At 64.5% G+C, this 23,399-nt stretch carries 19 protein-coding genes and 1 pseudogene; 9 read left to right on the top strand and 11 right to left on the bottom strand.

Translation table 11 applies throughout. The features are described 5' to 3' along the window. Positions 1-14: 14 nt before the first annotated feature. The 7 genes from WT24_RS02575 to WT24_RS02545 all read right to left on the bottom strand — a co-directional run bounded on the left by WT24_RS02575 (position 15) and on the right by WT24_RS02545 (position 8,449). Entirely contained in the window at positions 15-1,208 is a 1,194-nt protein-coding gene (locus WT24_RS02575) for an efflux RND transporter periplasmic adaptor subunit (RefSeq protein ID WP_060031005.1), read from the bottom strand. Then, complete coding sequence (locus WT24_RS02570; protein ID WP_060031002.1) at positions 1,208-3,061, bottom strand: efflux transporter outer membrane subunit; 1,854 nt, start codon at positions 3,059-3,061, stop codon at positions 1,208-1,210. The genes WT24_RS02575 and WT24_RS02570 overlap by 1 nt, the downstream gene beginning before the upstream one ends. Before the next feature lie 6 nt (positions 3,062-3,067). Beyond that, positions 3,068-4,006 carry a glycosyltransferase family 2 protein gene (locus WT24_RS02565; protein WP_060030999.1) on the bottom strand — a complete coding sequence of 313 codons (939 nt, stop codon included), beginning with the start codon at positions 4,004-4,006 and terminating at the stop codon, positions 3,068-3,070. Positions 4,007-4,016: 10 nt separating this feature from the next. Further along, positions 4,017-5,612 carry a DHA2 family efflux MFS transporter permease subunit gene (locus WT24_RS02560; RefSeq protein ID WP_060030996.1) on the bottom strand — a complete coding sequence of 532 codons (1,596 nt, stop codon included), beginning with the start codon at positions 5,610-5,612 and terminating at the stop codon, positions 4,017-4,019. Then, complete coding sequence (locus WT24_RS02555; RefSeq protein ID WP_060030992.1) at positions 5,609-6,892, bottom strand: glycosyltransferase; 1,284 nt, start codon at positions 6,890-6,892, stop codon at positions 5,609-5,611. Before WT24_RS02555 ends, WT24_RS02560 begins: the two co-directional genes overlap by 4 nt. A 17-nt stretch (positions 6,893-6,909) precedes the next feature. Continuing rightward, entirely contained in the window at positions 6,910-7,479 is a 570-nt protein-coding gene (locus WT24_RS02550; RefSeq protein WP_059502271.1) for an isoprenylcysteine carboxylmethyltransferase family protein, read from the bottom strand. 67 nt (positions 7,480-7,546) lie between these two features. Further along, positions 7,547-8,449: an alpha/beta fold hydrolase gene (locus WT24_RS02545; RefSeq protein ID WP_060030989.1), complete on the bottom strand. Its 903-nt coding sequence runs from the start codon at positions 8,447-8,449 to the stop codon at positions 7,547-7,549. Between the two features lie 720 nt (positions 8,450-9,169). On the opposite strand from WT24_RS02545, the gene betI reads away from it, so the two are divergent. The 3 genes from betI to betA are packed head-to-tail and all read left to right on the top strand — an operon-like array spanning position 9,170 to position 12,971. Continuing rightward, a complete protein-coding gene (gene betI, locus WT24_RS02540) occupies positions 9,170-9,754 on the top strand; it encodes a transcriptional regulator BetI (protein ID WP_060030986.1) in 585 nt (194 codons plus the stop codon). Positions 9,755-9,786: 32 nt separating this feature from the next. Continuing rightward, positions 9,787-11,256: a betaine-aldehyde dehydrogenase gene (betB, locus tag WT24_RS02535; RefSeq protein ID WP_027807479.1), complete on the top strand. Its 1,470-nt coding sequence runs from the start codon at positions 9,787-9,789 to the stop codon at positions 11,254-11,256. A gap of 14 nt (positions 11,257-11,270) precedes the next feature. Further along, a complete protein-coding gene (gene betA / locus WT24_RS02530; RefSeq protein ID WP_060030983.1) occupies positions 11,271-12,971 on the top strand; it encodes a choline dehydrogenase in 1,701 nt (566 codons plus the stop codon). Between the two features lie 197 nt (positions 12,972-13,168). Here the strand turns inward: betA and WT24_RS34800 are convergent. Continuing rightward, a pseudogene (locus WT24_RS34800) lies at positions 13,169-13,339 on the bottom strand (transposase); the annotation flags it as partial. Positions 13,340-13,878: 539 nt separating this feature from the next. On the opposite strand from WT24_RS34800, the gene WT24_RS02525 reads away from it, so the two are divergent. From WT24_RS02525 to WT24_RS02500, 6 genes are all read left to right on the top strand, one after another. Further along, on the top strand, positions 13,879-14,454 hold the full coding sequence (locus WT24_RS02525; RefSeq protein ID WP_060030980.1) for a fimbrial protein: 576 nt from the start codon (positions 13,879-13,881) through the stop codon (positions 14,452-14,454). A gap of 79 nt (positions 14,455-14,533) precedes the next feature. Further along, complete coding sequence (locus WT24_RS02520; protein ID WP_060030977.1) at positions 14,534-15,280, top strand: molecular chaperone; 747 nt, start codon at positions 14,534-14,536, stop codon at positions 15,278-15,280. Positions 15,281-15,355: 75 nt separating this feature from the next. Continuing rightward, on the top strand, positions 15,356-18,004 hold the full coding sequence (locus WT24_RS02515; RefSeq protein WP_082742066.1) for a fimbria/pilus outer membrane usher protein: 2,649 nt from the start codon (positions 15,356-15,358) through the stop codon (positions 18,002-18,004). 85 nt (positions 18,005-18,089) lie between these two features. Beyond that, complete coding sequence (locus tag WT24_RS31995; protein WP_179949301.1) at positions 18,090-19,139, top strand: fimbrial protein; 1,050 nt, start codon at positions 18,090-18,092, stop codon at positions 19,137-19,139. A gap of 56 nt (positions 19,140-19,195) precedes the next feature. After that, entirely contained in the window at positions 19,196-19,744 is a 549-nt protein-coding gene (locus tag WT24_RS02505; RefSeq protein WP_060030968.1) for a fimbrial protein, read from the top strand. 163 nt (positions 19,745-19,907) lie between these two features. Beyond that, the gene (locus tag WT24_RS02500) at positions 19,908-20,117 is read left to right on the top strand and encodes a hypothetical protein (RefSeq protein ID WP_156441730.1); all 210 of its coding nucleotides are present in this window, start codon (positions 19,908-19,910) and stop codon (positions 20,115-20,117) included. 252 nt (positions 20,118-20,369) lie between these two features. Here WT24_RS02500 and WT24_RS02495 read toward each other — a convergent pair whose 3' ends face one another. The 3 genes from WT24_RS02495 to WT24_RS02485 all read right to left on the bottom strand — a co-directional run bounded on the left by WT24_RS02495 (position 20,370) and on the right by WT24_RS02485 (position 23,326). Further along, complete coding sequence (locus WT24_RS02495; protein WP_060030961.1) at positions 20,370-21,143, bottom strand: SDR family oxidoreductase; 774 nt, start codon at positions 21,141-21,143, stop codon at positions 20,370-20,372. A 114-nt stretch (positions 21,144-21,257) separates the two neighbouring features. Beyond that, positions 21,258-22,658, bottom strand: coding sequence for a heavy metal sensor histidine kinase (locus WT24_RS02490; RefSeq protein ID WP_060030958.1), 1,401 nt, complete (start codon positions 22,656-22,658; stop codon positions 21,258-21,260). Continuing rightward, a complete protein-coding gene (locus WT24_RS02485) occupies positions 22,655-23,326 on the bottom strand; it encodes a heavy metal response regulator transcription factor (protein ID WP_060030955.1) in 672 nt (223 codons plus the stop codon). Before WT24_RS02485 ends, WT24_RS02490 begins: the two co-directional genes overlap by 4 nt. Positions 23,327-23,399: the final 73 nt, after the last annotated feature.

Genomic DNA, 23,399 nt, shown 5'->3' with positions numbered 1-23,399 from the left:
CCGCTACCCTGCCGCTACCCTCCCCGATTCTCCCGAATGATCGCCGCAGCGGCTGCCTCGGCCTCGCTCGCCACGCCGTCGTGCACGCGCGTGCTGACCGCCGGCGTCGGCGGCTCGCTGTCGAGTGCGTGGCCGTTGCGATCGTGCGTGTCGACCGTCGCGCGCATCGACAGCCCGACCCGCAGCGGATGCGCGGCGAGATCGCGCGGATCGATCGCGATCACAACCGGCACGCGCTGCACGACCTTGATCCAGTTGCCGGCGGCATTCTGCGACGGCAGCATCGAGAACGCGCTGCCCGTGCCCGCCGAAAATCCCTGCACGCGGCCGCGATAGACGACGCGCGAGCCGTAGAGATCCGACACGACCTCGACCGGCTGCCCGATGCGCATGTGGCGGATCTGCCCTTCCTTGAAATTCGCGTCGATCCACAACCGGTTCAACTGCACGATCGACAGCAGCGGCACGCCGGGCCCGACCTGCTGGCCGACCTGCACCGAGCGCTGCCCGACCGTGCCGTCGACCGGCGCGACGATCGTCGTGCGCTTCAGGTTCCGGTACGCGAGCTTGAACTGCGCGGCCGCCTGCACGACGGCCGGGCTCTCGTCGACGGGCAGCCGAGTGCCGAGCGCACGCGCCGCATCGAGCTGCGCCTGCGCGGCCGCCAGGTTGGCCTGCGCGCCGGCTACCGCCGCGCGGGCGCGCGCCAGTTCCTCGGGCGCGACGATCTCGACCGACGCGCCCGATCGCGCGGCCAGCGCGCGTTGCGCGAGCTGCAGGTCGGCCCGCCGGGCGTTCACCGCTTCGACGTACATCGTGTTCGAAATCTTCGCGTTCGCGACCTGCCGCACGGCCTGCACGAGTTGCGCCTTCGCCTGCGCGAACGCGACCGACGCCTCGGCATCGTCGAGCCGCACGAGTGGCTGCCCAGCGCGCACCGTCTGCGTATCGGCGGCCAGCACGTCGGTCACGGTGCCCGGAATCTGTGCGGCGACCTGCACGATGCTGCCCGCGACATACGCGTCGTCGGTGTCTTCGTAGTAACGCTGGCTCAAAAGCCAGAACGCGAGCCATGCGAGCGCGGCCGCGAGCACGATCGCGAAGAACACCATGAAGCGCTTGCGGCGCGTCGCGCGGCGCGCGTCGAGAGTCGGATCGCCGTCGAGTGCGGCCGGCGGCGCGGCGGTATGAAGGTTGTCGTGATGCATCAGTCGCTTTGCGTAACGATCAGGCGGTCATGCTGAAACAGCGGAATGGCCGGCGTGCCGGGTTGGTTGGCCGCCGAGCTCGCGGACGCGGTACGAGTCGGATCGGGCACGCCGCGGCGCACCGGGTCGTTGCTCGCCGCGGCTGCATTCGACGTACGGGCCGCCGCATCGCGCGATGCGACACCGTCGGTCGACGTGCTGCCGGATCCGGCAGCCTGCCGCGCGGTCCCGGCCGCCGAACGCGCATCGGGCGGCGCCGCCGTCGCGGTCGCCCGGCTCAAGGTCGCCGCCGTCGTCGCCGGTCCTCGCTTCGCCGCGCCGCCGCGCGCTTGATGAACGGCCGGCATCGATGCCGAAGCGGGCGCCGACGCCCCGCCGCCCGCATCGAAGCCGCCGCCCAGCGCGCCGATCAACCCGACCCGCAGCGTCCGTTGCTTGCCGAGCAACGCGATCATCTGCGCGCGCTCGTCGATCAGCGTGAGATCAGCGACATCGACGTCCTTCTGCATCAGCACGCCGCGCCGATGCCGATCCGCCGCGATCTGCACGATCTTCTGCGCGGCCGCGACCGCGTCCTGCTGCTGCGCGACGAGCGTCTGCGACGTCTGCAGCGACGTGACGAGTTGCGCGACCTGCCCGAGCGCATCGTCGACGGTCTTGTTGTACAACCCGATCGCGACGTCGGCCTGCGCGATGTCTGCGCCGAGCTTCGCCTTCAGCCGGCCGCGATCGAAGATCGGCAGCGAGATCGCGGGGCCGACGGAGCCCGCAAGCGAATCGCGCGAGAACAGCGACGCGGGCGTCAACGCGAACAAGCCGCCGAGCGCCACGAGATTCACGTCCGGATAGAACTGCGCGCGCGTCGAGTCGGCATTCGCGAACGCGGCTTCGACCCGCAGCCGCGCGGCGACGATGTCGGGCCGGCGGCCGAGCAGGTCGGCCGGTAGCCGCGCCGGCAGCGCGCCGCCCGCGAACGCGCCGACGCGCGGCCGCTGCAGCGCGAGCCCGCGCTCCGGGCCGCGGCCGGACAGCACGCCGAGTTGCAATTGCGCGAGCTTGATCTGCTCGTCGTTCAGCGCGATCTGCTCGAGCAGGCGGCTGCGCTTGATCGACGCATCGCTCGCGTCGTACGCGTTGTCGAGGCCGCGCGCGGTGCGCTCGCGCAGCACGGCCGTCACGCGCTGGCTGATCTTCAGTTTCTGCTGCAACAGGTCGCGCACCGCGTACGCCTGGTCGAGCTGGCAATACACGGTGACGATCGCGACGGCGAGCGTGAGCCGCGCCTGTTCTGCCTCGACGCCGGCCGCGTCGCGCAACGACAGCAGGCTCTTCGTCGCCGCGCGGTTCTTGCCCCACAGGTCGAGCTGATAGTTCAGCCCGACGAAGATCGACGACGGCGACACGTTCGGATCGCCGAAGATCTGCACCGGCACGCGATAGCCGCCGGCCGTGACGTCGGCGATATCGCCGGGCTTCGGCATCCGCGCGCGGCTGATCATCGCGCCGGCCGTGCCCGTCAAACCCGTCAGCGAATCGAACTGCTGAAGCTGCGCCTGCGCGATCCGCAGCCGCGCCTGCGCGACCTGCAGATCGGGATTGTGCTGCGACGCCTCGGCGACCAGGTCGTCGAGTTGCGGATCCTGTAGCTGTTTCACCCAATCGGGCGCCGGCCACGCGCCGTTCGCGCCGGCGCCGGCGCCGGCCGTGCGCGCAAGCGCATCGTCGGCCGGCGCGCGCAGCGACAGCGAAGGCAGGAAGCCCGACGGCACGCATCCGCCCAACGCCAGCAGCACGGCCGCCGCCGCGATCGTTGCGCGGCCCTTCATCCTCGCGAGTTTCGTCATACGCCGCATCGCGCCTCACCCCTGCCGAACGCGCTGCGCCCGCGCGGCCAGACGCGGCCGCGTGCGCTCGAGCGGGCCGAGCCGGCCGAACAGGCCGTCCGCGACGCCGAACAGGATGCCCGCTAGCTTCGCGCGCTTGTCGCGCTCGACAAGCGCGATCTGCACGACCTGCCACACGGTCAGCAGGTTCGGCACGAGCGCCACCGGAAAGCGCAGCCCGTACTGCATCCCGAGCTGCACCGCATTGCGTGCGCTGTAGTAGCGCCGTTGCCACGAGTGATTCATCGACGTCATTTGGAAAGGACCGATCGCATGTCGCCGTTTCGCGCCGATCCGGTGCGGCAGCACCAGCGACGGCACGACATAGAGCGGCACGTTGCGCGACAGTGCGCGGAAACTGTATTCGGTGTCGACGTGATCGATGAACAGCGTCTCGTCGAAGCGGCCGAGCACGGCGAACGCATCGCGCGACACGACGCAGCCCGACGAGATCAGGAATGCGCAGCGCTGCATCGGCGTGCCCGCTTCGATGCGCAGGCGGCGCAAGCCGATGCCGTTCGTCGCGAGTTCGGGCAGGAAACTGCGCGCGTTCTCGTCGAAGATGCGCGGGCCGGCCATGAACGCACGCCCCGCGCGCGCCGCGCAGATCTCGCGCATCGTCGGGAAATACGCGGCCGGCACCGACGAATCCTGGTCGAACAGCGCGACCGCGTCGACGCGGTCGCGAAACAGCGCCGCGAGCCCCGCGTTGTACGCGCCCGCGATACCGCCGCGATTGCCGTGATGCAGCCACGCGATACCTTCGCGCGCGCACAGCGCGCGGGCCCGCATATCGGGCTGCGGCGTGTTGTCGACGACGAGCAGCGCGTCGCACGCGTGCCGCCATCCGCGCAGCGCGTCGAGCTGTGCATCGCTCGGGTGATACAGGATCACGAGTGCGCCGAGTGTCGTCATGGTCCGTTCCTCAATGCCCGAACGATGCTGCCGCGCCGCGCCTGGGCCGCGTCAGCCACATCATCGCCGCGAGTGCGAGGCACGTCATGCTCGCCATCCAGAACATGTCGTTGGTCGCCATCATGTACGCCTGCTGCATCACGACCTGATGCAGCGTCGTCAGCTCGCGCACGCCGTCCACGCCCATCGTGTTCAACGCATGCACGAAGCGTTGCGTGTTCGCCGATGCATGCGTGACCGATTGCGACACGACGTCGTAGTGATAGGTCGCGCGGTTGTCCCACAGCGTCACGCTCATCGCCGTGCCGAATGCGGCCGACAGCGTGCGCAGGAAATTCGACAGGCTCGATGCGGCGGCGAGCCGGTCGTCCGGAATGCGCGACAGCGTGGCGGCAGTGAGCGGAATGAAGAAGCACGGCAGGCCGATACCCTGGATCAGCCCCGGCGCGGCGATCTGCGCGAACGTCATCTTCAGCGTGAAATGCGCGTCCCATGCGAGCACGGCCGCGAAGACGAGGAAGCCGAACGTCGCGAGCGCGCGCGCGTCGAAGCGGTGCGCATGCAGCCCGACGAGGATCGAGAACACGAGTGCGAGCACGCCGAGCGACGCGGTCGCGAGCCCCGCATGAAACGCGTTGTAGCCCATCACGGCCTGCATCCACAGCGGAAACACGACGCCGACCACGGAGAAGCTCATCATCCCGAGCGAGATGATCAGCACGCAGAACGAGAACGTGCGGTCGCGAAACAGGCTCAGATCGACGACGGGATGCGCTTCGCCCGCCTCCCAGATCAGCAGCGATACGATCGCGAGCGCCGCGACCACCGCGAGCGTGACGATCAGCGGCGAATCGAACCAGCCGCGGTCGTGGCCGAGATCGAGCATCGCCTGCAGCGAGCCGACGCCGATCACGAGCAGCACGATGCCCGGCACGTCGATCGGGCCGGCCGCGCCGCGCTGCGCGTCGGGCCGCAGCATCGCGGTGCACACCGCGAACGAGAACAGCCCGATTGGCAAATTGATCAGGAAGATCCACGGCCAAGAGAAGTTGTCGACGATCCAGCCGCCGACCACTGGCCCGAAGATCGGCGCGAGCAGCACCGTCATCGCCCACAGCGCGAGCGCGATCGTGCGTTTGTCGGGCGGGAACGTGCGCAGCAGGATCGTCTGCGACAGCGGCACCATCGGCCCCGAACACAATCCCTGCAGCGCGCGGCAGATCACGAGCACGTGCAGGTCGCGCGCCATCCCGCACAGCAGCGACGTCAGCGTAAACAACAGCACCGCGCCGACGAACAGCCGCAGCTCGCCGACGCGCCGTGCGAGCCAGCCGGTCAGCGGCACCGCGATCGCGGCCGCGACCGAATACGAACTGATCACCCACGTGCCCTGGCTGTTGGATACGCCGAGACTGCCGGAGATCGCCGGCACCGCGACGTTCGTCACGGTCGAGTCGAGCACTTCGATAAAGGTCGCGAGCGACAGCGCGAACGTCAGCAGCGCGAGGCGGATGCCGCGCACCGGCTGCGCGGCCGGCACGGGCGCCGGCACGTCGAACGCGGACGGCGCAACCGGTCCGTCGTGAAGCGGCGACGCGGTGCTCATGCGCCGGCCACCGCGACATCGGCCCGTACGGCCGGCCGCCCGCGCCTGGGCACGAACCGTTCGATGAAATCGGCGGCCGCGCCGCAGCCGTCCGGCGCGGCTGCGAGCAGCGCGCGCGTACGCTCCGCGTGTACCGCGAACGCGGGTTCTTCGAGCGCGCGCGCGAGCCCCGCGCCGAGCCGTGCGCCGTCGAGCGGGCCGTCGACCCGCACGCCGCAGCCGTTCGCGACGACGCGTTGCGCGTTGTCGAACTGGTCGTGCGCGAACGGCGTGACGACCTGTACGATGCCGGCTTCGCACGCGAGCGCCGCCGTGCCGATCCCGCCGTGATGCACGAGCGCGCGGCAACGCGGCAGCAGCGTGCGCATCGGCACGAAACGGCGCACGAGCAGCTGGTCGCCGTCCGTCGCGCGCTCGTCCGGCGTCAGCAGGATGCCGCGCGCACCGGTCGCGCGCAGCGCTTCCGTCACTGCGCGTGCATACGCGACGTGATCGACGCGCGTCGAACCGGCCGTGAACACGACCGGGGGCTCGCCCGCCGCGAGAAAGGCATCGAGTGCCGCATCGTCGTCGGGCGTCGCGATATCGTTGAACAACGGAAAACCGCTTTGCAGATGGTTCGACGGCCAGTCGGGCTGCGGCGGCGCGAACCAGCGGGGAAACAGGCACAGCACGCCGTCGGTCGAATGCAGCCAGCGGCCGAGCACGCGCCGCGCGGGCGCGAGCCCGAGCTCGCGGCGCACCGCGTCGAGCGCCGGACCGCACACGCGGTCGAGCACCTGCCGCTCGATCAGCGTCATCAGCGCCGACTTCAGCGGCAACGGCCAGCGTGCGGGAATCGTCAGGCGCGGGTGGGTCGGCGGCGCATGCGCGGACAGCAGCGTCGACGGCGACACCTGCACCGACACGTACGGCGTGCCGTGCAGTTCCTGCATGAAGCGCGCGGAAAATGCCCACAGCGTGCCGACCAGCACCGTGTCGGCATCGGTCAGCGCGCGCAGTGCGTCGTAATGCGGGCGCAGCGTCGGCGCGATCACCTGCCACAGCGTGCGGAACGACGTGCGCGGATCCCACAGCGCCGGGTTCGCCATCGCCGCGTCGTAGTCGGCCGCGGTGCCGACCGGCACGAACGCGAACCCGCAGCGGCGCACGGCCGCCTCGAACGGCGCATGCGTACAGAACACGACCTCGTGACCGCGCGCCGCGAGCGTGCGCGCGATCCCGAGCATCGGATGCACGTCGCCCGCCGAGCCGATCGCGGTCACGATCATCTTCGCCATCGCGCGCCTCGCGCAGATCAGTAAAAGCCGGGGATCAGCGCCGCCACTTCGCGGCGGTACTGCACGTAGGCCGGCCCGAAATATCCGGTCAGCCAGCTCTCCTCGACGCGCACCTTGTACGCGAGCGACGCGAACACGAGCAGCACGCCGATCGCGCCGCGCCATTCGCCGCCGATCAACGCGGCGCCGACCAGTGCGACCAGGCAGCCGGTGTAGATCGGGTGACGCACGAGCGCATACGGCCCCGTGCGCACGAGCTCGTGATCTTCCTTCAGCGTGACCGATACGCTCCAGTTCGTGCCCAGATGCAGCCGCGCCCACACCGAGAACAGCAGGCCGGCCACCAGCACCGCGAGCCCGCACTGCGCCTGCAGCCCGAAGCGCTGCCAGTCGGGCGCGAGCGCCTGCCACGTCGGATCGGGCAGGATGATCAACGCGCCGCCGACGATCAGCGGAATCGACTGCAGCGTGCGCGAGCGCGACGCTTCCTTGCGCACGGTCGTCTTGACGCCCCGCGACGTGGCGATCCAGTACGCGAGCCACGCGGCCCACGGAACGACGATGGCGATGGTCTGAACGATATTCACGGCTGGCCTGCCTCGTTGGGATGGGAATTCGGATGCGCGGGACGAGCCCGATGCACGACGGACGACGTCACGACGACAGCGCAGGCATCGGCGCGGGCACGCACGCGTGCGCGGCGGCACGTGCGATGCCGGTCGCGAGGGTTGTCTCGCCACAAAAAAAATCGAGCAGCGCGGCACGGGTGCATTCGCGCTGCGCACGACCTTCGATGTCGAGGAAGTGGCCGGCGTCCGGCACCGTCGCGAACCGCGCGCGCGCTACGTGCGCGCCGAGCCGACGCACGTCGGCCGGCGTCGTGTATTCGTCGCGCTCGCCGTTCAGGAACAGCAGCTCGCAGCCGATGTTCGAGAACTCGCTGAAGTAGCGCTCGGGCTGCAACGACAGGATCTGGTCGACGTGGAAGGCGACCTGGTCCTGCTCGTCGCGCGGCAGGCGCGTGAGATACCGGTAGTTGTACAGCTTCATGATGCGCGGCAGATAGCGACCGACGGTGTCGTTCAGCAACTGCGCGGCCTTCAGGTTCTCGCCGGCCGCGATGTGGTCGCGCGCACGTGTCACGTAGTCGACCATCGCATCGTTCAGGAACGGCGAGAACGAGCAGATCGCCGCGCGCCGCACACTCGGGCAGCCGCGCGCGAGCGCGAACAGCGACGCGACGCCGCCCCACGACACCGACACGAGGAACGCCGGCGCGAAGCGCTCGACCAGGTACTGGAGGATCGCGGCTTCGTCGTCCTTGGTCAGGATGGAGCAGCCTGGATTGTGCTGGCGCGACTGCCCCGCATACGGCAGGTCGAAGCAGATCGTGTTCATCCGCTCGCCGAGATACTGGACCGTCTGGCCGAACGACGCGGTCGTCGCGAGCGCGCCGTTGACGAGCATCGCCGTGTCGAAGGCCGGGTCGAACACGTTCCGCTCGACGTATACCTTCAGCCCATTCGGTAGCGGGACCACGTGTTTTTCGGTCGGCATCGTCGTTCTCCGGTGGATGCGGCGTCTCGAGGTCGCGGCATGCTGCAAGTGCGCAATGGCTGACGCCGGCCCCGTGCGCGGTCGCTCGACGCGCTCGTTGCCGACGCACCGCAGCAATTTCCCGCGGCGCCATTCATTCCTCATGGTGCGGCGCCATACTAATACGGCCGATATTACTTACTCAAGCGATTCCAAAAATCCCTCTACCCGGACCGGAAATACACCGGATTCAAATTTATTTATCGATTTTCGTGGTATGAGGAATCCGGGAAGAGGTGACTGCAATCGTTTGCGAGCCACCCTTTCCGATGCTAAATTTCACAAATTTCTCTTTTCTATTCAATGGCTTGATCGATTTCAATCGGTCAATTGAAACGGATTTCAGAAAGCCAGCCAGCTTCACGATCCGGTTTGACGATTTCATATCGTGAACGATGTTGCAGATTTCGACATTCTTTCGTTTCGTAATGAAATCGAACATGGAAACGGTGCTTCCGATTGCGTCGAATTTCCGTGAACCGTTTTAAACAGATTCAAACTTAATTAACCTTCTTTCAACTCGTTTTTCCGCACCTGCACATGGGCTCCAGACGTGACGAATCCTCCCGTTTGGAACACGGCATTCCGTTCGCCCCCGATTTTTTGTTGATTGATCGTTCAATAAAAAACCGCTAGGATTCCGACTTCCATGGACGGCCCGCCCGGGCGAAGGGAGTCACGATGCCGAAAGTCGGAATGCGGGAGATACGCCGCGCCCAGTTGATCGATGCGACGTTGCGCTCGATCGACGAAGCGGGTCTCCCCGGCACGACGCTCGCATCGGTCGCGCAACGCGCGAACATCTCGACGGGCATCGTCAGCCATTACTTCGGCGACAAGGACGGCCTGCTCGAAGCGACGATGCGGCACGTGCTGCGCGACCTGTGGTCGGCCACCACGCGCCGCCGCGTCGCCGCGCGCAAGGATCCGCGTTCGCGGCTGCGCGCAATCGTCGCCGCGAACTTCGACGACACGCAGGTCAGCGCGCCCGTGATGAAGACGTGGCTCGCGTTCTGGTCGCAGAGCATGCACGACCCGATGCTCAAGCGCCTGCAGCACGTCAACACGCGGCGCCTCCATTCGAACCTGTGCGCCGAGTTCGCGAAGGCATTGCCGCGCACCAAATCGCGCGAAGCCGCCAGCGGCCTCGCCGCGCTGATCGACGGCCTGTGGCTGCGCGGCGCGCTCGCCGGCGGCCCGATCGACACCCGAGCCGCTTTGAAGCTCGCCCACGATTACATCGACCTGCTGCTCGCGTCCGACTGACGCGTCACGCAGTCGCCCTCAAGGAGATCCTCATGTCCGTATACGGTTTGCAGCGCCTCTACATCGGCGGCGGTTACGTCGACGCCACGAGCGGCAAGACTTTCGACACCTTCGATCCGGCCACCGGCGAACTGCTCGCGCAGGTGCAGCAGGCGAGCGCGGCCGACGTCGATCGCGCGGTTGCGTCCGCGCAGGAAGGCCAGCGGGAATGGGCGGCGATGACCGCGATGCAGCGCTCGCGCATCCTGCGCCGCGCGGTCGACCTGCTGCGCGAGCGCAACGACGAACTCGCGGCCATCGAGACGCGCGACACCGGCAAGCCGATCGGCGAGACGCTCGCGGTCGACATCGTCACCGGCGCGGACGTGATCGAGTACTACGCGGGCCTCGCGACCGCGATCGAAGGGCTGCAGGTGCCGCTGCGCGCCGAGTCGTTCGTGTACACGCGCCGCGAGCCGCTCGGCGTGTGCGCCGGTATCGGCGCGTGGAACTACCCGATCCAGATCGCCTGCTGGAAGACCGCACCCGCGCTCGCGGCCGGCAATGCGATGGTGTTCAAGCCGAGCGAAGTCACGCCGCTCACCGCGCTGAAACTCGCGGAAATCTATACGGAAGCCGGCGTGCCGGCCGGCGTGTTCAACGTCGTGCAGGGCGACGGCTCGGTCGGCGCGCTGCTCACCGGTCACCCGGACATCGCGAAGGTGTCGTTCACAGGCGGCGTCGAGACGGGCAAGAAGGTGATGTCGCTCGCGGGCGCGTCGTCGCTGAAGGAAGTGACGATGGAGCTCGGCGGCAAGTCGCCGCTGATCGTGTTTGACGATGCGGACCTCGACCGCGCGGCCGACATCGCGGTGACCGCCAACTTCTTCAGCTCGGGCCAGGTGTGCACGAACGGCACGCGCGTGTTCGTGCACCGCTCGATCAAGGATGCCTTCACGCAGAAGGTGCTCGAACGCGTGAAGCGCATCCGCGTCGGCAAGCCGACCGATGCCGACACCAACTTCGGCCCGCTCGTGTCGGCCGCGCAACTCGACAAGGTGCTCGGCTTCATCGAAAGCGGCAAGGCCGAAGGCGCGAAGCTGCTCGCGGGCGGCACGCGCCTGACCGACGGCCACTTCGGCAGCGGCCAGTACGTCGCGCCGACCGTGTTCGGCGATTGCCGAGACGACATGAAGATCGTGCGCGAGGAAATCTTCGGGCCGGTGATGAGCATCCTCGATTTCGAATCGGAGGACGAAGTGATCGCCCGCGCGAACGACACGCACTACGGCCTCGCGGCCGGCGTCGTGACCGAGAACCTGTCGCGCGCGCACCGCGCGATCCATCGCCTCGAAGCCGGCATCTGCTGGATCAATACCTGGGGCGAATCGCCGGCCGAAATGCCGGTTGGCGGATACAAGCAATCCGGTGTCGGACGCGAGAACGGCATCACGACGCTCGAGCACTACACTCGAATCAAGTCGGTGCAGGTCGAGCTCGGCCGCTACAACCCGGTGTTCTGAGAAGGAGATCCGTCATGACGACACGCGAATACGACTACATCATCTGCGGCGCGGGTTCCGCGGGCAACGTGCTCGCCACGCGGCTGACGGAAGATCCGGACGTCACGGTGCTGCTGCTCGAAGCGGGCGGCCCCGACTACCGCTTCGACTTCCGCACGCAGATGCCGGCCGCCCTCGCCTATCCGCTGCAGGGCCGCCGTTACAACTGGGCGTACGAGACCGACCCCGAGCCGCACATGGACAACCGCCGGATGGAGTGCGGCCGCGGCAAGGGGCTTGGCGGCTCGTCGCTGATCAACGGGATGTGCTACATCCGCGGCAACGCGCTCGACTACGACAACTGGTCGACGCACAAGGGCCTCGAGAACTGGACGTATCTCGACTGCCTGCCGTACTTCAAGAAAGCCGAGACGCGCGACATCGGTCCGAACGACTATCACGGCGGCAGCGGCCCCGTGTCGGTCACGACCAGCAAGCCGGGCGTGAACCCGCTGTTCGAGGCGATGGTCGATGCGGGCGCGCAGGCCGGTTATCCGCGCACCGACGACCTGAACGGGTATCAGCAGGAAGGCTTCGGCCCGATGGACCGCACCGTCACGCCGAAGGGCCGCCGCGCGAGCACCGCGCGCGGCTACCTCGATCAGGCGAAGGTGCGACCGAATCTCGAGATCGTCACGCACGCGCTCGCCGACCGCATCCTGTTCGACGGCAAGCGCGCGTCGGGCGTCACCTACCTGCGCGGCAGCGAACGCGCGACCGCGCACGCCCGCCGCGAAGTGCTCGTGTGCAGCGGCGCGATCGCGTCGCCGCAACTGCTGCAACGCTCGGGCATCGGCCCCGGCGCATGGCTGAAGGAACTCGACATTCCCGTCGTGCTCGACCTGCCCGGCGTCGGCCAGAATCTTCAGGATCACCTGGAGATGTACATCCAGTACGAGTGCAAGGAGCCGGTCTCGCTGTATCCGGCGCTCAAGTGGTGGAACCAGCCGAAGATCGGCCTCGAATGGATGCTGAACGGCACCGGCCTCGGCGCGAGCAATCACTTCGAAGCCGGCGGCTTCATCCGCACGCGCGACGACGACCTGTGGCCGAACATCCAGTATCACTTCCTGCCGGTGGCGATCAACTACAACGGCTCGAACGCGATCGAGATGCACGGCTTCCAGGCGCACGTCGGCTCGATGCGCTCGCCGAGCCGCGGCCGCGTGAAGCTGCGCTCGCGCGATCCGAACGACCATCCGAGCATCCGGTTCAACTACATGGCCGAAGCGCTCGACTGGCGCGAGTTCCGCGATGCGATTCGCGCGACGCGCGAGATCATGCGGCAGCCGGCGCTCGATCGCTATCGCGGCCGCGAGTTGAATCCGGGCGCCGACTGCAAGACCGACAAGGAGCTCGACGCATTCGTGCGCGCTCGCGCGGAAACCGCGTTCCATCCGTCGTGCTCGTGCAAGATGGGTTACGACGACATGGCGGTGGTCGACGAAGAAGGCCGTGTACACGGGCTCGACGGGCTGCGCGTCGTCGATGCGTCGATCATGCCGATCATCACGACCGGCAACCTGAACGCGCCGACGATCATGATCGCCGAGAAGATCGCCGACAAGATCCGCGGCCGCACGCCGCTCGCCCGTGTCGACGTGCCGTACTTCGTCGCGAATGGCGCACCGGCGCGCAATGTCGCGAAGGCCGTGCGGCAACCGGAAACGGTCTGACGCAAGCGGGTATTCTGCGCGGTCTTTGCGCCCCTCGTGTAACGCTGCTGACGATTGCCTTCAGCAGCGTTTTTCGTTTCCGGATTGGCGATTGTCGATATCCGACCCCAAACGCTCGGCGTTCGACTCTGAACCAGATTCGGTCCCGGTCGGAAGCAAAAATTCCGGCTGGGTTGAGTAGCGCCCGTCGTCTGTCACAGCCCTCCGAATTTCTTCTTCCAGTCGTCGAAAGTCGCGTCGCTTATTCCGAGCTTGCGGCAGATCTCCTCGATCGTCGTACCCAGCTCGGCTAGCGTCAGTGCGAATGCGATCTGCTCCTCCGTAGACTTGCTCCTCTTCGTGGCATGGCCTTCGTCCCGCCTGGCCACATCGCGCCGGATTTCTCCACTTTTGAACCCGGCTCTTTCTCGGATCAGGGCCAGGGTATCGTCACCGCTATAACTCGATCCGGCGTCGATTCGCGTGGCCTGCGGAATACGGGAAGCGCCCTGATTAATATTTTTTTAATACCCATATTAACCAGTTAATCGATAAATAATAAATAACTCTGTCAATCTTTGTCACGATAAGTATTCTCAAAAATCAGACTGGATAGAATGCTGGTGCGTTGTCACCGATCAGCTTTCTCCCAAAAAACAATCTGCTTCCGACGAAGCAAATTGAGCAGCTGACGTGACTCTGCGAGATCCGAGCCTGTTCACGCCAATAGCGACCGAACGGGACCATTGAATCCAGCCAACGGGGAATCGGCACATAAGATTTCCTGGCCGTGTGCGTGGTCGCCCGAAATCACCTCGTACTCGACGAGACAACCCCACTTGTCCGGCATATTCGACTCGTTATTGGCGTGGGCAGGCTCGGCATACTAATCAGAGGCGCAGTGCCTCAACCAGCGAAGGAGTTCCAGATGAGCAAAAAAATCCTTGGACCGTTATCGGCGAGTGCGGTGGCATTGGCCATCGCCATGCCGGGCATTTCGCATGCGGCGGACGGCACGGTCAATTTCAACGGCGAAGTCGTCTCGCAGACCTGCACGATCAATGGCAACAACACCGGCAAGAGCGACTTCACCGTCACGCTCAAATCGGTGCCGACGTCGGCGCTCAAGAAGGACGGCGATACCGCCGAGCGTACGCCGTGGACCATTGCGCTGACCAATTGCACGCCCGCATCGGGCAACGTGACGGTCTACTTCGAACCCGGCCCGCAGGTCGACTTCAACACCGGTCGGCTCAAGAACAATACCGGCACGGCTACCAACGGCAAGGCGTATGCCACCAACGTCGAAGTGGGCTTGCTGAACAGCGGGTTCCAGCCGATCACGTTGGGTAATGATCCTAGCACTCAGGGTGCCGACGTCGTGGCGATCGGCGCGGACGGGACGGCCACGCTGAAGTTCTACGCACAGTATGTGGCAACGGGCGGAGCGGCAACGCCCGGCCCGGTGCAAGCCCAGGTCATGTACACGCTGAACTTCAGCTGATCGAAACACATCGGCATGAACCCCGCCCCCTTGTCAGGGGGCCTTCGCATTCCTAATCATCAGAATCGGATTCTCAGACATGTTCCCATGGAAGACAGCAGCGCGTTCCGCCGTCGCGGTGTTGCTGACGTGCGTTTCGACGGCGTACGGCAGTGTCGTGATCATGGGCACACGTGTGATCTACCCCGCCGGAGAGCGCGAGGTCTCCATCAAGCTCAGCAACGAAGGATCGTCGCCCGCACTGGTGCAGACGTGGCTCGATAAAGGCGATCCCAAAGCGCAACCTGGGGCCGTCCAGCTGCCGTTCACGTTGATGCCGCCGCTGTTCCGCATGGAACCCAGGAAAGGTCAGACGCTCCGCCTCATTTACACCGGAGAGCCGCTGCCTCAGGACAAGGAGTCCGTCTTCTGGCTGAACGTGCTCGAAGTTCCGCCCAAGGCGCAGGTGTCGACGGAAAACGAGAACCTGATGCAATTGGCATTCCGATACCGCATCAAGATATTTTTCCGGCCGAAGGCGCTGCCGGACAACCCGGACGCAGCCGCCACTCAGCTGAAATGGACGCCCGTGCCGGAAGGCGGCGAAATGAAAGTGCGGGTCGACAATCCCTCCGCCTATCACGTGACGATCGTGAACATCGACGCCGGAATCGACGGCAAGTCGTATTCGGACAGCGTGGGCGGCATGGTCGACCCAGGGGGGAGCATGACGTTCCTCCTGAAGAAGTCCGCCGTCACGCCTGCCGCCGGGCCATTCGAAGTCAAGTATCGCTATATCAACGACTACGGCGCGGAGACCAACGCGACATTCCCAAAGAGCAAGTAGCGACGCGCGTCGTGCCCTCCGTCGCTCGCTGCTCTAGCGACCACGCATGCGGAGCTTCAAGCCGCTCTCCCGATCATGTTCGCGGATCACCCAGGTTCTCCCATCATCATGTATTCGTATTCGCTTGAATCCGGAAGCAAACGCTTCGTCATGAGACCGTTGGTGGCGTTGCTCACGCTATGCGCAGCCAGCGTGATGCAGCCGGCTCGAGCGAACGGCGACACGACGACGAAGGACGTCCAGTTCGACAGTCAATTCCTGCTGGGGCCGGACGGACGCTCGATCGACGTGAGCCGGTTCGAGAAAGGCAATCCGGTGGTCCCCGGTCAATATCTGGTCGACGTGATCGTGAACGGAAACTGGGTGGGCCGTCAGGCGGTAAAGTTTGGTGCCCGCAACGGCTTGAATGCCGCGCTGTGCTTCGACCGCAAGCTCGCCGAGCGCATCGGCCTGAACTTCGATGTGCTGTCGCCTGAGAATCGTGCGCGACTCGCGTCGGCGAACGTCGACGAGTGCCTGGACCCGAGATCGATGGTGGGCGACGCCAGCGTCGATTTCGACCCATCCGACCTCAGGCTGGATCTCACCGTGCCGCAAGTCGCTGTGAAGCAGAACCCGCAAGGCTACGTGAACCCGGAGCTTTGGGATGCCGGCGTGCCGTCGGCGACACTGGCCTACAACTTCACGGGCGAGCGTGCGACAGGAGGCGAATCGACCGACTCCCACGGCTACCTCGGACTGAACGCGGGAATCAACATCGGCAGCTGGCATATCAGGCACAACGGCTCGATGTCGTGGTCGACGGGGCGAACGCGCGAGTATCAAAGCATCGTCACGTACCTGCAGCACGACGTGCCGTCGCTGAGGAGCCAGGTGAAGATCGGCGACACGTATACCGACGGGCAGTTCTTCGACAGTTTCGGTGTGCGCGGCATTCAACTGGCCACCGACGACCAGATGCTGCCGGAATCGATGCGCGGCTATGCGCCGATCATTCGTGGCGTCGCGAACTCCAATGCCCGTGTGACCGTCACGCAGAACGGCATCAAGCTTTACGAAACGATCGTGCCGCCCGGTACGTTCGAAATCAAGGATCTCTATGCGACGGGATACGGCGGCAATCTGCTGGTGACGATCACCGAGGCGGACGGAAGCCAGCGAAGTTTCGCCGTGCCGTACGCGTCGGTCGTGCAGCTGCTGCGCCCGGGAATCTATCGCGTCACGGCCTCCGCGGGCGAGTTGCGTGACCAGCAAATCACATCGAAGGTGAAGGTGCTGCAGTCGACCGTCCAGCGCGGGTTCACCAATCTGCTGACGGGATATACGGGCGCGATTCTTGCGCAGAATTATTACTCGGCGCTCGTGGGCGTGGCCGTCAACACGGATTTCGGCGCGGTCGCCTTCGACGTCACCCACGCACACGTCGAGATCGGCCCGGCGAACAACAGCAGCGGACAAAGCTTCCGCGTGAGTTTCAGCAAATCCGTGCCGATCACCCAAACGCTCGTGAACGCATCGGCTTCTCGATACTCGTCCAGCGGATTCTGGACGTTTCGCGACGCGATGCTTGCGCGGCAGGCAATCGAACGCGGCAACGACATACAGTGGACCGGTCGGCCTCGCTCGCGCTTGCAGGTATCGCTGTCGCAATCGTTCGGACAACGCTGGGGTACCGTCTTCATGTCGGGCAACCGCGTCGACTATTGGGGGCGTGGCGGCAACGACACGTACTACAACGCTGGCTATAGCAATTCGTTCCGCAGCATCGGCTACTCCGTGTCGGTCTCGCGGCAGCGCGTGGGCACGACGTCGGCCATGAGCAACCAGATTTTTGCGAGCATTTCCGTGCCACTCGGCGGTAACGGGCACACGTCGACGCTGACCACGACCTTCACGCGCGACGATGTCGCGGGCTCGACGCTGCAGGTCATGTACAACGGCAGCGCGGGCGACTACAACGAGTTCAACTACGGGCTGAACGCGACGCGCGCCCGCCCGGGATCGAGCGCTGACGCGCATGCGCAATATGCGAGCCCGTATACGACGATCAGCGGCGGCGTCAGCCGCGGCAACGGGTATAGCCGGATGACGGCCGGCCTGTCCGGTGCCGTGGTCGCGCACCCGGGCGGTGTGACGCTGGCGCCGAGCATGGGCGACACCGTCGGCGTGATCGACGCGCCGGACGCCGCCGGCGCGCGTGTCGAGAACGCGCCCGGCGTGGCGGTCGACGGGCTCGGATACGCAATCGTGCCTTTCCTCACGCCGTACAGCCTGAATACCGTCTCGCTCGATCCTCGCGGCTTGCCGCTGGACGTGCAGCTAGATACGACCGCTCAACAGATCGCGCCGAGAGCGAACTCGGTCGTCATGCTCCATTTCAAGACGGTGAGCGGCCGCACGGCGTTGGTGACCGTCCACCTGCCGAATGGAACGTCGCCGCCGTTTGGCGCGGCGGTGCAGGACGAAAAAGGCAGCGACATCGGAATCATCGGGCAAGGCGGAAAGTTCTTCTTGCAAGGTGCGACCGACAGCGGTCGGCTCACCGTGAAGTGGGGCAGCGCGCCGGACGAGACATGCGAGTTTTCCTACAGCCTGCCGCCGCGAGACCGCAAGCAGTTGGTCTACACGACGCTCGATTCGATTTGCACGGCAGAAGCACCCTGGACGAAACACGTGACCGAGGCGGCGCATATCGATGGTTCACCCGACGCTTCCAGCAAGTAACACGTTACGCAACGTGCGCGTCCAGTCACGAAGCACACACCAGAGACCGAAATACATTTCATGAACACGGATGGCGAGGTTAGCAATGAAGCGTCTGATCAATTATTTTTGTTTGATACCTCTGGTAGCGGTACTGTGGTCGCCATCCATCGCACACGCCGCATTCTGCTTCGGCTTGCCCGGATTCAGTACGAATTTAATCAATTTCCCGGGGAAAACGATCAACCCGGATCGTAACGCCGCGGTCGGCACCGTTCTCGACACAATCACGGTATTTCTTCCGACGCGACGTCCGAACGATTTCCGATGCAGCGCGCCACAGGTACCGATGGATGTCACCCACAATGGAAATCTCAAGAGCCTTGGCAACAATATTTACCAGACGAACGCGCCTGGAATTGGAATTAGATTAAAAACGATCGTCGACGCCCCGGCATGGCAAAATGGAAACTCCCGCGGGCAAGAGTATTACGAGGATCTGGATAACGGCGCCACCCTAACGGCCTTCCCAGGAAATTTTTGGGGTCCATTTCAATGGACCGCATACGGTGGAACATTTACACTGGAAATCATTAAAACGGGCGAAATTCAACCCGGAACAGTTTTCAGCGCTGAAATCGGAGAGGTTGCTGCCGGCGGGGTCGTATTGAGGCGATTTTATCTTTCCGGCAACATCGTTGTTCAATACGCGTCGTGCAAAGTCATGTCATCGTCGATTCGCGTGCCGTTGGGCAGCGTGCCGCAGCGGAAATTCACCGGCCCCGGCTCGACAAGCAATCCGGTGAATTTCTCGATTCCGATCGATTGCACCGGCGTCACGCGCAATGTCTACATGACGTTTACCGACAACACGAATCCCGGCAACACCGGCAATGTCCTGCCGCTCACCGGCGATTCGACCGCGCGCGGGATCGGGATCCAGATCCTGCCCGACAGCGCAACCGGGGTCTCCTACCCGATCGCATTCGGCCCGGAGTCCGGTGCGATCAATCAGCAGCTCGTCGCAACCCTTGGGCGCCAATCGGATATCGGACGGGTCGACGTCAAATTGCGCGCACGCTACGTTCAGACCGAAGCCAAGATCGTTCCGGGAACCGCGAACGGAATCCTGACCTATACGTTGTCCTATCAATGATCATGAACATCCGTCACTGCCGCAGAGTCATTCGATGCCACATGGAGGGAAGTTCGATGCGTCGCTTGCTGTTTGTCGTCGCGCTCACGGTCGCCATTCCGACCGCTTTCTACTTGCTGCCCGCCGTTCGCGCGGAAGACGGGGTGGCAAACTTTCAAGGAAACGTTGAAGGATCGACTTGCAAGATCAATGGCGAGGAAGGTGACCAAGGGTCGTTCACGGTCAAGATCGGTTCGCTTCCGATTTCGGCATTTCGCAAAGTCGGTGAAATCGCCACCACGCGGCGATATACGATCACGTTGACCGATTGCACGCCGCCGTCGGGACGCGTATCGGTCTATTTCGAACCTGGTCCGACCATCAATCAGAACACGGGTCAACTCATCAACACGGGAACGGCCCAGAATATCGAGCTATCGCTCATGAACAGCGATTTCTCGAAGATCAATCTCGCAGCGGCCCGCGGTGCGCAAAACTCGCAGCAGGTCGACATCGTGGACGGCTCCGCCACTCTCGTGTACTGGGGCGGATATGTTGCTACGTCGCTTCCGGTCATTGCGGGAACCTTCAATACTTCCGTGACATATATCCTGGACTTTGAGTGATTCGCTCCCAGCGCTGCCGCAGCGACGGTCGTCAGACTCATCCCACGGTGAGCAGAGACGGACGCGGCTGTCTCATCCGATCCGGATCACCTCGCCCGCCCGTAACATGAGCGCCGCGCCGCCTCGTACCGCCCCGGCGGAAGTCGTCTCGATCTGGCGAGTCGTGACGCCCACCATCGCCTATACGATCGAGGCACGCTCGGATCGGACCTGGCTACCGTACTCGATCGACTCGCACCGGCGTCATCATTCGTGGACGATGTGCCCGCTCACGCCGCAGCCGGCCACGGAAGACGTGGAGACTGCAATCCTCACATGGGCCGATACGCTCGGCGAAGAGTACAAGCTGTACTGCATATGGCGCGCAGATTGACGTTCGATGAATACGACGTCATTCCGCTAGAACCGGTCGAGAAGAACAGAGACGCCCCATCGGCAGGACTTTTCTTCTCTCGATGTTTCATAATCGCTCTGTATCGCGAAACATCTAGCCTCCTGCGATTCCGATAAAGCGCGCCCCGTAGCGGTGATGCTGATCCCGCAGTGGCGTGGCAATTTCTCTTTGTCCACGCCACCGTCGTCGCCCACAGTGAGAAAAGGATATGAATCGCTTCCTGGACCTACGCTACTTCGTCGTATAGCCACCGTTGATCAGTATCGTCTGGCCGGTGATCCACCAGCCGTCGGTCACGAGATGGCGGATGAACGGCACGACATCCTCGATGTCGGTCAGGCCCGTCTTGCTGAACGGTGACAGCGCGGCGGCGGTCTTGTGATACGCGACCGCATCGGCGCCTTCGGCCGGATAGAAGAACGGTGTATCCATCGGGCCAGGGCCGACCGCCGTTACGGAGATTCCGCGCGCGCCGAACTCCTTCGCCGCCGCCCGCGTAAAGTGCTCGACGGGCGCCTTGGTTCCCGCGTAGGCCGCGTAGAACGGCGTGAACGCGCCGAGCAGCGACGTCACCAGCGTGACGATCTTGCCATTGTCGTTGACGTGCCTGCCCGCCTCGCGCAGGAAGAAGAACGCGGACTTCGCGTTCACTGCCGCCATTTCGTCGTACTCGGCCTCGGTGATCTCCGTGAACGGCTTTTTCAGCACCTTGCCGACCGTATTGATCGCGACGTCCGGGCGCCCGAACGTCGCGATCGTGTCCAAGAACAGCGCTTCCACCGCAGCCGCGCTCGTCAGATCCGCCTGGAAGGTGGCGGCTTCGCACCCCGCCGCCTCGATTGCCGCGACCGTCGCATCGGCCTCTGCCTTCGAACTCGCGCTGTTGTAGTGAATCGCTATCGCCTTTGCGCCACGGCTTGCCAGGTCTCGCGCGATCAGCCCGCCGAGATTCTTTGCGCCGCCTGCGATAAGGACGACCTTGCCCTTGATGTCGTGATTCCCCACTGCTCCTCCGATATGAAAGATCTTGCCAACCATCGAACCGAGCATCGACATTAGAGCAAAAAGCGCCTCCGCGTGGCTGCAACAACCAAATTTGACAGTCGAAAACACGCGCACTTAATCGTGCGAATCCGGCGTCGGAAATGTAAGCGTGAAGATGGTCTCTCCGTCGGCGCTGACGACACCGACCGTGCCGCGATGGAGTTCCATGATCGACTTGACGATGGCCAGCCCGAGGCCGGCATTCTTCGACGAGCCGTGGCGCGACGGATCGGCTCGATAAAAGCGCTCGAACAGGCGGGCCGCATGTTCGGCCGGTATATCGTCTCCTTCGTTTCGGACACCGATCGACGTCGATCCTCCGTGCCCGGCAATGGCGATACGAACGATCGTGCCGGGCCGCGCATGCTCGACCGCATTCGACAGCAGATTCGCGACCGCTCGCTGGAACAGCATTTCATCCGCGACGACGGTAGCGGCGCCATCGAAAACGATCCGGACATTCCGGTCGCTCGCGACCTCGTTGTAGTACATGACGATCTTCGCGAGCGCCCCGCCGACATCGAAGCGTTCGAGCGTGACATGCTGCGTCGCGTGATCGGAGCGCGCGAGAAACAGCATGTTGTCGAGCATTCTCTGAAGCCGTTTGCATTCCTCCACATTGGATTCGATCAGCGTTTCGTATTCGGCGCGTTCCCGATCGCGTGACAGGATCACTTGCGATGCGCCGATGATGTTCGCGAGCGGCGTGCGCATGTCATGCGCGACATCCGACGAGAAGCGCGACAATTGATCGAATGCGAGCTGCAGACGATCCAGCATTCGGTTGATCGATCGGGTAATCTCGACGAGTTCCACGGGGGCATGGTCCATGTTCAGCCGTTCGTCGAGTCGGCTTGCTTCGATGCGCGCCGCGTGCCGGCCGATTTCGCGGACCGGATGCAGCCCGCTACGCATGATCGCGTAACCGAGCACGGCGATCGACAGCGCACCGGCCGCGACCGCAACCACGACATGGATCAGATAGGCGTGCATGAGTGCAGTCCGGTCACCCGCGCTTCGCACGATCGCGACCGTCACGGCATTGCCATCCGCCAGCAGCACCGGGCCATGCGTGCATTCGGCCGGACCGATGCCGGGCGGCGCACACGCGTATGCCCGGTTCGGTTCATGCTCGCTGGCGATGCCCGCGTCCAGCGCCACGCCCACCGACTCCGAATGCTGGATGACCGACTCGCCGTTTGCATCGAACACCGCGACGAACAAGCCCGAATGCGACTGCAACGCTTCGTGAAACAACGGCCCCGCCTGCCGGACGCCATCGAGCGTCCGGGACTCATGCAAGATCTGCCCGATCTGCTTCAGCTTGTCGGAAATCTCGCCGTCATCGCGTTGTCGGAGTTCCGTGGACAGCGCCTGGTACAGAAACGTGCCGAGCAGGAACAGCACGACGACGCCAGCCAGCGCGAACGCCATGGTCAACCGGCCGAGCAGCGAATAAGACTGCGGGCGCGTCATGAAGATCGATCTTCCAGCACGTACCCCATGCCACGCACCGTGTGCAGCAGCTTCGGATCCTGATCGTCGATCTTCAGGCGCAGCCGGCGGATCGCGACGTCGACGACGTTCGTGTCGCTGTCGAAATTCATGTCCCAGACCTGCGACGTGATGAACGCGCGCGTCAGGGTCTCGCCCTCGCGCTCGGCCAGCAACTGCAGCAGCGCGAATTCCTGTGCGGTCAATTCAATGCGCGCGCCGCCACGCGTCACACGTCGCTTGACGATGTCGATCTCGAGATTCGAGATTTTCAGCATGGTGCGATTGTCGTGGCGCGTCCGGCGCAATAACGAACGAATGCGCGCGAGCAATTCGGCGTAGTCGAAAGGCTTCGGCAGGTAATCGTCGGCGCCGAGTTCGAGTCCCTCCACCTTGTCGGTGATCTTGTCGCGCGCGGTGAGCAGCAGCACCGGTGTGTGTTTCTGTTTCCGCAATCGACGCAACACTTCGAAGCCGTCGACGACGGGCAACATCACGTCGAGGATCACCAGATCGAAATCCTCGCTCAATGCCAGAAACAGCCCGTCCTCGCCGTTGCTCGCGGTGGCGACGCCGTAGCTCGCCTCGGTCAGGCCCTTGTGCAAGTACGACCGCATTTTTTCTTCGTCTTCGACAATCAGGATGCGCATGGTCTCGAGCGTGCCCGGGTTTGGTTGACCGGAATTTATGCGGCGCGGGCGCTGCACATCGAAAAGATAACGC

The organism is Burkholderia sp. MSMB1078WGS, from assembly GCF_001528895.1.
Classification (GTDB): Bacteria; Pseudomonadota; Gammaproteobacteria; order Burkholderiales; family Burkholderiaceae; genus Burkholderia.
Note: the sequence above shows the minus strand (reverse complement) of the source record. Positions and strands in the feature narration are given on the sequence as shown.